Raw genomic sequence first — 1854 nt, forward strand, 5'->3', positions numbered from 1 at the left:
TGCTCGTGCGGAAGCGTCCGTTCAACAAGCAGGCGCGTGATTTCGGCCTGGACTGGCCCGCGGATGCCCTGACCATGATCGGCATGAAGCGCCTGACCAGCTTGCAGAACTGCGTCGAGAAGGTGCTGGAAGAGGACGTTCCCGGCGACCTGGTGGAGTGCGGTGTGTGGCGCGGTGGCGCTTCCATCCTGATGCGCGCCGTGCTGGCGGCCCACGGGGACGAGAAGCGCACCGTATGGCTATGCGATTCCTTCGCCGGAGTGCCGCCCCCGGATACCGTGAATTACAAGGCGGACAAGGGGATTCGGCTGCACCGCCACGCACGCATCCTGGGCGTGCCTGAAGCGGATGTCAGGTCCAATTTCGAGCGCTATGGGTTGCTCGATGACCAAGTTCGTTTTGTTCCGGGTTGGTTCAAGGACACCCTGCAGGATGCCCCGATCGAACGCATTTCGGTGTTGCGGCTGGACGGCGATCTGTATGAATCGACTATTCAGGCGCTTGATGCGCTCTATCCGCGGCTGTCTTCCGGGGGGTTCTGCATCATCGACGATTACCACGCCATCGATGCGTGTGCGCAGGCCGTGAAGGACTACCGCACCAAGCACGGCGTGACCGACGAGATCGTAGAGATCGACGGCACCGGCGTGCTGTGGCGCAAGTCGTGAGATAGCTGAAACGCTCAGTGTACGAGATGGTTTCCCCTCTAGCGAGGGATAGTCGAAGCACGATCGTGGCGCACCCGTCACGTCTGGCCGGAACGCCGTGCACACCGATGTTATGGTTGCCGCCGTGGCACCAGGGCTGACAACTGGCACTCGCCTCAGGATGTGGTGGGTGCGCACCGAATACTGGCTCGCACGTACGCTGCTGCCCGACGTCTACGCCAACGACGCTTTGATCACGTTCAACAACTTCCACGGCTTCCTCGATGATCCAGACTTCCAGCGCGCCTACCGGCGCGGTGCCAAATCTCTCGGCAACGAGGACTGGTACCAATGGCAATGGCGGGTACATGTCGGGCTCTGGGCCGCGGCGGGTGCCAGCCAGCTCGAGGGCGATTTCGTCGAGTGTGGCGTCAGCTACGGCTTTTTGAGCAGCGCGATCATGGAGTACCTGGACTGGGATCGGCTGGGCAAGACGTTCTACCTGCTCGACACCTTCGCAGGATTAGACCCGCGATTCGTCAGCGAGAACGAACGCCAGGCCGGGGCGCTGGCAACGAGCGAAGGTCACCTGCGCAACGGGATGTACGCCAACGGCGTTGAGAGCGTCCGGGCGAATTTTGCGCAGTGGAAGAACCAGCGGATCATCGTGGGCGCGGTCCCGGAAACACTCGAGCAGGTGGATGCGCCGTCGGTGGCCTACCTGCACATCGACATGAACTGTGCGCCCCCCGAAGTCGCTGCGCTGCGATTCTTTTGGCCGCGCCTCACGCCCGGCGCCTTTGTGCTGCTGGACGACTACGCGAATCGTGGGCGCGACGAGCAGCGCACCGCCATGGACGAGGTGGCCGGCGAGCTGGGCGTGAAAATCTGCTCATTGCCTACTGGCCAGGGCCTACTCATCAAACCGGCGCGCTGAGCCCGCTGGTAAACGTAAACCCGCCTTACTCAATCCCTTTCCGGCGGGCGGCGGCTTCCAGCAGGTCGGCGGTGCGCTCGATGCTGGCGGCGGGTTTCGTCATCCGAGCGGCGAACTCGCGGGTGCGCACGGCGTAGTCCGGGGCGAGGATCTGGCGCAGGTCCGCGAACAGCGTTTCGTCGGAGGTGGCCGAAAAGCGCCTCGCAGTGCCCAATTTCAGCCGCTTGATCGACGCGGCCCAATACGGTTGATCGGCCGAGCTCCACAGGG

General features: G+C 63.3%; 2 protein-coding genes and 1 pseudogene. 2 read left to right on the forward strand and 1 reads right to left on the reverse strand.

Annotation, left to right across the window (positions count from 1 at the left end; all coding sequences use genetic code 11):
• On the forward strand, positions 1-668 hold a 668-nt coding region (locus A9W96_RS20040; RefSeq protein WP_067142390.1), incomplete at its 5' end, for a TylF/MycF/NovP-related O-methyltransferase.
• 112 nt (positions 669-780) lie between these two features.
• Positions 781-1584, forward strand: coding sequence for a class I SAM-dependent methyltransferase (locus A9W96_RS20045; RefSeq protein ID WP_156765334.1), 804 nt, complete (start codon positions 781-783; stop codon positions 1582-1584).
• Positions 1585-1609: 25 nt separating this feature from the next.
• Here the strand turns inward: A9W96_RS20045 and A9W96_RS20050 are convergent.
• Positions 1610-1854: pseudogene (locus A9W96_RS20050) on the reverse strand (hypothetical protein); the annotation flags it as partial.

The sequence above is a fragment of the Mycobacterium sp. 1245852.3 genome, from assembly GCF_001669335.1.
Lineage (GTDB): Bacteria > Actinomycetota > Actinomycetes > Mycobacteriales > Mycobacteriaceae > Mycobacterium > Mycobacterium europaeum_A.

Coding starts and splice junctions, on each gene's coding strand:
- A9W96_RS20045 (WP_156765334.1), top strand. CDS start 781: ATGGTTGCCGCCGTGGCACCAGGGCTGACAACTGGCACTCGCCTCAGG.